This is a genomic window from Vibrio sp. 10N.222.52.C12 (assembly GCF_041474215.1).
Lineage (GTDB): Bacteria > Pseudomonadota > Gammaproteobacteria > Enterobacterales > Vibrionaceae > Vibrio > Vibrio crassostreae_C.
Window position 1 is genome coordinate 1 of sequence record NZ_JBFRTR010000083.1, and the last position, 8,687, is coordinate 8,687.

Sequence of the window (8,687 nt, forward strand, 5' to 3'; positions counted from 1 at the left end):
GCTTTATATAATATTAATTATGACCATCACAAGTTAAACTACCTAAATCGTAACCTAAGTTATTATAATCTAGCGTTTAATTTACAAGTGATGTCTTTAGTTGGGGAAATAGAGTGAGACGGAGAATTTACCTTGCGGTTATTAATTAATAAATATCAACATGACAATAACACGTAAATAATTCGCATTAAAAATGCCAGTAACATCGCTACTGGCTTACTAAAGATTTTCAACCTACTTTAAAGGGAGACAGACTCATAACTATCATCTATAGCATGATAAAAAAACGTGTACTTGGCTACCAAAGTAATTTTGGTCGGCCTCAGGAGTATCTTCAGGACCTCTATAATACGTGATACCACCGTTATCACTAGTTGGTTCCGCGTAATTATTAATGTAAAACTTATAGAGAAAACCATTTCCTCGGAACCAAAACTCATCTTGGTAATCGGAATTTGAATATATACGACCTACAGTTATGGCTTTATATGCAGGGTCTGCATTCCAAGCGCCAGCAAACCGAAGTGCAATAGTTGACGAGTCAAATTCTTTCCACCCACCACCATCGAAGTTTATTGATGAGCAGTAATATTCAGTCTGGCTGCTATCATATCCAGACTCTATAAAGTTCGTGTCATTTGCGTTATACCCAAAACTTCTGATTACCGAATACGAATAATCGTCAGTATCATTCGGAGCAAAAATCGAAGTATTATTATCACTATAGCGGAGTACTTGTTCTCTCGTAAACAACGGAAGAAATTCACTTCCTTCATATGAAGTTATACCCAAAGGTGCGAATAAAGTAACGTTCAAGTTATCACAAAATGATTCATAGCAAGCTTCAATATTAACATTAAATTGAGGTTCAGTATTTGCGGTAGAATACGCTGTCAAGATACCTGTATGTTCATCAAAGGTAGTAACGTTCAACTCAGTTACTGTCCAATTGACATATTCGGCTGGAACTTGTTCCATTTGGCCAATTGAGTTAGTTATAGTCGCCTGATATAATTCATGTTTATCTACATCTAAGTCACGTTGAATCGAAGTCACACCATTTAAACTGATAGATACTGGGGTGATTTCTGGGATATACTCAGTATTAGTACAAAGAACATAATTTACCTCTTCATTATTACTAGCAGTGACTGAACCATCAAATAGATTGACTAGTGTTGTGGTAGTTTCATCAACCTGGTCACTAGTCCAATACGGTTTGTCATTTGGATATCTATAGTCTGTAAATATTTGACCATCAGGCTTCCAAGCATAAAGTTCTTGCAAATCTACTTGATTCGGTAAAAAAGCACCTCTTGCAGTACAAATTGCTTCAGCAACACCTTTCGAATGCGCTACGGTTGTTACATTATCGACGGCATTGGTGCCATCTCCTGTTCCTATTATTTCGAATTCAATACTCGCAGTTTCTGCCTGCTCCATAGTTAAAGGTGGAGTAACAGATTGATATACATTGCCTTCATTAAAAACAATTATCGGGTATAAGTCTTCGGATTTTAACTTTATTATCCCGGTGGCAAAGCCTCCTTTGTTATCAGAGACAACGTAAGTGATATTGTGATAGCCAGAATTAGAAGTAGTAAACGTGAAAATAGTGTCATTGAACAGATTACCATCTAAGTTAGCATCTTCTATAATGGCAACATCAGCATCGTAAGCATAGACATCAATTAATTGTAATGAATCACCATTAGGATCAGAAATGAGACTCAAAACGTCAATTGTGACCGTTTTCCCGTATGGAACTTCTGACACTATTTTTAAGGTATCAGGATCGGTAAATGTCTGTATATATGTAGAGTTAGCTATTGGAGCACCATTTACTGTTGTTGAAACTGCAATATCCAGGCTACCACTAAGAACATTTACTCCATCACTATAGCTATATAAAACCCTCTCAACTCCAGATTCAAGTCCAGCACCTGGAGTATACTCTATAACGTTATTCGCGGGATCAGATACTGCTGATGAAAGCGTTGAATCGCTATTAGGCAAAGTTAGCGTCATACTAAGTGTATAGCGACTCGTGTCGACCTCGTACCCCAAATTTGCTAACTCGTCCTTCACGTTCACCGAAATGGGTGTTCCAGTTGAAGTTGCAGATGATATGGGTATTAATTGTTCACTGTTTTCAGCTATAGCGATTCGAGCTGTAGCCTCACTATAGCCATCATAAGATATCGCTGTTGACATTCTTGACACAGAGGATCCAACACGAAATCGGTAGTCACATAGGTTTACTTGCGTTGCTTTAATATAAAAACCATTTTGGTCGTTAGAAACCACATCGCAATGATAGTCAGAATTAAGGGATTCAACATTCAGCAGAGCAACAGGTGTCCCATCAGAACTTTCCATATTGTTGGAGAGATCAACATAAAAAGTTTCACGAGGTTTAGTGTGCTGCATGGTATCTTGAACGGAGTAAAGTACGTTCGATTGATCTGGCCTATCTGGGCTATCTGGGCCCGAAGTAGAACCAACTCCTGAATCACCATTACAACCTGAAACAGCCAAGATTAAAGCTACCTGCAACAAATTAGCCTTCTTTGGCAACACATCTAACATATCGTTTGACCTTTTTAAAATTTAACCTTGTAGCATACGAATGCTACATTAGATTGCGATGTTATCTTTTTGTAACTGGATATGTTTAGCAAATATGTAAAATTGACTCTTGGAAATGCCTAGTCATAAAATCACGGCCAAACTTCAAATGATTAAATGTATATCTTGATGGGAATACTGATTATAAGCATTTGGTTATAAATAGATAAACTGGTAGGCATTAAACACTTGATACTAAGCTAATATCTTGAGATGTTTAAACGGCTGTCTTATATACATAAAGACACCAATGCATTAGCTTTCGCCATACGTTCTATAATTTGAACACGGTTATCGCATTGAACCTTCATTGAATAAAAAGGATTTATCATGAACAAACTCGTCATTATCATTTTATGTGTACTGCTTCCGCCTGTTGGCGTGTTCTTCGCTCGTGGCGCCGGGAAAGATTTGGTGATTAATATCATTCTTACTTTCTTCTTCTGGGTTCCAGGAATGATCCATGGTCTGTGGGTAGCCACCCGCTAACCCTTATTAACAAATAGATACCGAATAAAATATCCATAAAAACAAGCTCCTAGCCATGAAGAGTTAAAAATAGGATGAAATGAAAGTACTTTTCCACTATCATCCTGTCGCCTAAACGTAAGCGATTGCTTTCACAGATTTCGCCGAGTTTAGGCTCCAACTACATAACACTTCAAATGGTGGGAGCCTTCAATGACACAACTTACGATTACTCGTCCTGACGACTGGCACGTTCATCTACGCGATGGCGAAGTATTAAAAGATACAGTTCGCGATATCAGCCGTTACAATGGTCGAGCGTTAATCATGCCAAATACGATCCCACCGGTAACCGATACCGAAATGGCTCTTGCTTACCGTGAACGCATCATGGCACAGCAGCCAAGCGAGCAATTCCAGCCTCTAATGGCACTTTACCTGACAGACAACACAACACCTGATGAAATTCGTAAAGCGAAAGAATCTGGCGCTGTTGTAGCAGCGAAGCTATACCCTGCTGGCGCAACAACAAACTCTGATTCAGGCGTAACTTCTGCTCAAAAGATTTACCACGTACTAGAAGCAATGCAGGAAGTTGGCATGCTACTTTTGGTACACGGTGAAGTAACGACTCACGATGTTGATATCTTTGACCGTGAGAAGCAGTTCCTGGACACAGTACTTGCACCGATTGTGAACGACTTCCCTAACCTGAAGATTGTTCTAGAGCACATCACAACTGCAGATGCTGCGACTTTCGTGAAGAACGCGAACGACAACGTTGCTGCGACTATCACCGCTCACCACCTGCTTTACAACCGCAACCACATGTTGGTTGGCGGCATTAAGCCACATTTCTACTGCCTACCTATCCTTAAGCGCAACACACACCAGTTAGCACTTATTGAAGCAGCAACAAGCGGTAGCAAGAAGTTCTTCTTGGGTACAGACTCTGCACCACACGCTAAAGGTGCAAAAGAGTCAGCGTGTGGTTGTGCAGGTTCTTACACAGCGCACGCTGCGGTTGAACTGTACGCTGAAGTATTCGATTTAGAAGGCAAGATTGAGAACCTAGAAGCATTCGCGAGCCACAATGGCCCAGACTTCTACGGCATGCCACGTAACTCAGATACAATTACGCTCGTTAAAGAAGAGTGGAATGTTGCTGAAACGATGCCTTTCGGTTCAGACATCGTTGTGCCAATCCGTGGCGGCGAGGCGATTGCTTGGTCTGTAAAATAAGCACTTGGGCTGTTAAATAAACACCCTCCATTTAGCGAAAAGGGTCACCATAGTAATTATGGTGACCCTTTTTTGTTTCGATAAAAGACTGTCTTATTCCCAGCAGTAATTTAACGATTACTTACCGCGAATTTTTCCGATAGCAGTCCAAATAGCAACGACAATCAATCCAGATAAAACCCCAATCACACCATTTAATAGCGTTGGTACCACCGCAGTCGCAATCGTATGTCCACTAAAATCCATAATAATCGGTTCAATTAAGTGATGAATTGCTGGAACGTTGTGCACCACAATACCGCCACCAACCAAGAACATCGCAGCCGTGCCGACAACCGCAAGCATCTTCATCAGCTTTGGTGCAAAGGCGACTAACCCATTACCCAATCTGGTTTTAATGGTACTCCCATTCGATGTGCGCTGGAGATAAAAACCTAAATCATCCAGCTTAATGATCCCAGCCACTAAGCCATAAACACCAATCGTCATCACAACGGCTATCAAACTTACGACAAGAATCTGAGTCACGATACTTGTACCCGTTACGGTACCCAGCGCAATTACAATGATTTCCGCAGATAAGATAAAGTCAGTCCGAATCGCGCCTGCTACCTTTCTCTTCTCATACTCTTCAACAGATTCACCCGAGCTGCTTTCCTCATCTTTCTCTTCGTGTTGATGAGCATGAGGAAAAAGCTTTTCTAAGATTTTCTCTGCCCCTTCAAAACAAAGAAACAGACCACCAATCACCAGTAGTGGCATGATCAACCAAGGAATGAATGCACTGATCAATAGTGCTGCCGGAACCAAAATCAGCTTGTTTTTAAATGAGCCTTTGGCGACCGCCCATACCACTGGGATTTCTCTTTCAGCAGAAACACCGGATACCTGCTGGGCGTTAAGGGCTAAATCGTCACCTAATACGCCTGCGGTTTTTTTAGCGGCTACCTTAGACATCAATGCGACATCATCCAACACGGTTGCAATGTCATCTAGCAGTGTTAGTAAACTTGCTCCAGCCATTTTGTTGTCTCTTTATAAAGAATTGAACCATCAATAAAATGTAACACCATCAATTCACTCATCAAAGTTATGAGTCTGTAAAAAATAAAGTCACAAGTTGTGTTTTCTATTGCTGTCTCTGTTAGACAGGAATAATCTGTCTTAATCTTTCACGAACATAAAAGAAAAAGTATTGATGAAAAGTGAATCTACCTACCCGATTGGTAAGCCAGGGCAAAAATGGCAACAAGCAGAACGTGAAGCATGGTTAGCTCAACGAACGGTTAAGCGTGAATACCAGCAAGAAGTTGTACCAAAGATTAAAGCACTTGCAGACCGCTTTGACATCGAACAATACGGCGCACTGAGCTACGACGAAGCTCGCTTCCCACTCTTCGCTATCAAGAGCAAAAACTGGGACGAGTCAAAGCCGACGATTCTGGTAACAGGTGGTGTTCACGGTTACGAAACCAGTGGCGTGCATGGCGCGATCAAATTCGCTGCGACTCAAGCAGAAAAATACACGGCGCACTTCAACATTGTTGTCGCACCTTGTGTGAGCCCTTGGGGCTACGAAGTGATCAACCGCTGGAATCCAAATGCTGTTGATCCAAACCGCTCTTTCTACGACGGTACGCCAGCAGAAGAATCAGCAAACCTACGAGCTCTAGTAGCGTCTCTGCCAGAAGTATTGGTTCACGTTGACCTGCATGAGACGACTGACTCTGATGAAACTGAATTCCGACCTGCACTCGCAGCTCGTGATGGCATTGAGTACATCGAAGGTATGATCCCAGACGGTTTCTACACTGTTGGCGATACTGAAAACCCACAACCTGAATTCCAAGCTGCTGTCATCGCTTCAGTTGAAAAAGTAACCCACATTGCGCCTGCGGATGACGAAGGCAAGATCATTGGTTCAGACGTCACTCAACACGGCGTGATCAACTACCCAATGAAGAAGCTTGGCTTATGTGGCGGCGTGACTGACTGTAAGTACGGTACAACCACAGAGGTTTACCCAGACAGTGACAAAGTAACAGACGAAGAGTGTAATGATGCTCAAGTTGCTGCTGTTGTTGGTGCTTTGGATTACGTTATTCAGCACGAATTGAACGCGTAAGCGTAAACCCGCTCATAGCTAGAACCGGGCACCTAGACTAATAACTAAGAGCCAAGAACTAAAAGAGCCACAAATGACTACTCACTTGTGGCTCTTTTTTGTTTCTCTTTCGCTGATGTCTTCTACGGCATAAAAAAGCTCCCTTGCACGCGGTGCAAGGGAGCTTTGAATCTGCTGATTAGAGTAAGTTCCTATCTAGAGGTACTTACTTAGTGGCCGGAGTAACCGTTTCTTGCCCTTTACCGACTTCTGTCAGTAGGCCTTTCAACAAGCTCACACAACCAATCAAAAGAATGATCGTAAACGGCAGTGCTGCAATAATCGTAATAGATTGCAGAGCTTGGATTGATTGAGTACCACCAATCCACAGCATCACCATCGCGATAGCACCTGAGATAACCGCCCAAACGACTTTCTGTTTCACTGGCACTTCTAATTTACCACCCGCCGTCATGCCATCGATAACGATAGAACCTGAGTCCAACGTTGTAACGAAGAACACGATGATCAGCGCGACTGCGAGAACCGACAGAATACTACCGAACGAGTAAGCATCTAGCATGTAGAACAAGCTTAGAGACACGTCTGTGATGCCTTGGTCGAGACCAAGTTGCCCTACATGATTAATCACCTGCTCGATAGCCACGCCACCGAAGATAGCCATCCAAGCCGACGTTACCAATGTTGGGATAATCAGTACGCAAAGTAAAAACTCACGAACCGTACGGCCTTTAGAAATACGCGCTACAAACATGCCGAAGAAAGGTGCATACGCAACCCACCATGCCCAGTAGAACACAGTCCAACCATGCAGCCATGTTGTGTCTTCACGACCAGAGCTTTGGCTCAAAGCTACGATGTTATTCGCATAACCCGTCACCGCCGTTGCCACAGAATCAAGCACGGTTGTGAAGTTCAGTACAGCGATAAGACCAAGGAATACGAACGCAATAACCATGTTCAAGTTACTTAGGAACTTAACACCACCGTCCATACCACGTAGAACAGAGATGATCGCCAAGCCCATGATCAGAACGATAATAGATTGCTGAAGGAAAATGTTGTTTTCCAAGCCAAATACATGGCTGATACCACTTGCTGCTTGTGTACCACCTAAGCCTAATGAAGTCGCTAGACCAAACAATGTAACCAGTACCGTCAGTACATCGATCACATCACCGGTTTTGCCCCATACTCGTTCACCCAGAATCGGGTAAAACACAGAACGCATAGATAGCGGCAAGCCTTTGTTATAAACAAAATACGCTAGACAAAGCGCCGTCATGCCATAGATAGCCCATGCATGAAAACCCCAGTGGAATACGGTTGCGCCTAGCGCCAGTTCACGACCAGCGGCTGTGAAAGGTTCTGCGTCTAATGGCGTTCCGAACCAGTTCGTGAAGAATGCAGTTGGCTCTGCAACACCCCAGAAGATAAGTCCAATACCCATACCTGCTGCGAATAACATCGCAATCCAAGATGACATTGAATAGTCCGCCGTCGCGTCTTCACCACCTAAACGGATTTTACCCAACGGTGAAAAAGCAAGAACAACAGCAAACGCTAGCATGATGTTAGCTCCCCACATAAACAGGAAGTCAAACTTTGATAGAGCAGCACCCTTAATAGAATCAATTGCAGCTTTAGCATCTGCAGGAGGAAGAGCAAGAAGAGTGATGATGAAGAGAAGAGATAAGCCTACTGAGGCTACGAAGACTGTGTTATGGACATCCATGCCCCATTTACTGACGTTATCTTGACCAACTTGATAGTCAGTAGAATCAATACTGTATTTTTTTGATTTAAAACTCATAAATTATGATGTTCGCATATCCGAATTAACGAATATAAGGACGCTCTCCATATCCAATTACTACTTGATTGGCTCGCCGCACCACCTAAATAAAAAGGCGATAAAAATCACAATGATTGGTGACAAATGGACTTATTGGCTCAATCCCAAGGCGCGGATTATAGCACAGCTCAAAGCATTTTGACTGAGTTTTAGCTCAATAGTCACCCAAACCACCGTCAATAGTGATAGTTAAGCCAATAAAAACAGAATAAAATAAACAAATAAAAATGTTTAAATACAGCACTTTAAATAAAAATAACGCACTGTAAAATCTCATTCAAACTTTCTAAAGATAAAATCAACAACAGCCTAATTTATTTATAGCTCTAACAAAAAAGCCCCGCTATAGGGGTAATGCCGATCAGTTAA

At 42.2% G+C, this 8,687-nt stretch carries 6 protein-coding genes; 3 read left to right on the top strand and 3 right to left on the bottom strand.

Going from position 1 to position 8,687, the window contains the following annotated elements; genetic code table 11:
• Positions 1 to 264: 264 nt before the first annotated feature.
• Positions 265 to 2,589 carry an adhesion domain-containing protein gene (locus AB4623_RS15665; RefSeq protein ID WP_102427975.1) on the bottom strand — a complete coding sequence of 775 codons (2,325 nt, stop codon included), beginning with the start codon at positions 2,587 to 2,589 and terminating at the stop codon, positions 265 to 267.
• A gap of 369 nt (positions 2,590 to 2,958) precedes the next feature.
• On the opposite strand from AB4623_RS15665, the gene AB4623_RS15670 reads away from it, so the two are divergent.
• Together AB4623_RS15670 and pyrC are read left to right on the top strand one after the other, a co-directional pair.
• Positions 2,959 to 3,117, top strand: a complete 159-nt coding sequence (locus tag AB4623_RS15670; RefSeq protein WP_017059962.1) for a YqaE/Pmp3 family membrane protein — start codon at positions 2,959 to 2,961, stop codon at positions 3,115 to 3,117.
• A 192-nt stretch (positions 3,118 to 3,309) separates the two neighbouring features.
• A complete protein-coding gene (pyrC, locus tag AB4623_RS15675; protein ID WP_372146829.1) occupies positions 3,310 to 4,338 on the top strand; it encodes a dihydroorotase in 1,029 nt (342 codons plus the stop codon).
• A gap of 117 nt (positions 4,339 to 4,455) precedes the next feature.
• Here pyrC and AB4623_RS15680 read toward each other — a convergent pair whose 3' ends face one another.
• On the bottom strand, positions 4,456 to 5,361 hold the full coding sequence (locus AB4623_RS15680) for a DUF808 domain-containing protein (protein ID WP_372146831.1): 906 nt from the start codon (positions 5,359 to 5,361) through the stop codon (positions 4,456 to 4,458).
• 175 nt (positions 5,362 to 5,536) lie between these two features.
• Between AB4623_RS15680 and AB4623_RS15685 the strand changes: the two genes are divergently transcribed.
• A complete protein-coding gene (locus tag AB4623_RS15685) occupies positions 5,537 to 6,463 on the top strand; it encodes a M14 family metallocarboxypeptidase (protein ID WP_017064294.1) in 927 nt (308 codons plus the stop codon).
• A 205-nt stretch (positions 6,464 to 6,668) separates the two neighbouring features.
• Here AB4623_RS15685 and AB4623_RS15690 read toward each other — a convergent pair whose 3' ends face one another.
• Positions 6,669 to 8,276, bottom strand: a complete 1,608-nt coding sequence (locus tag AB4623_RS15690; RefSeq protein ID WP_372146833.1) for a BCCT family transporter — start codon at positions 8,274 to 8,276, stop codon at positions 6,669 to 6,671.
• Positions 8,277 to 8,687: the final 411 nt, after the last annotated feature.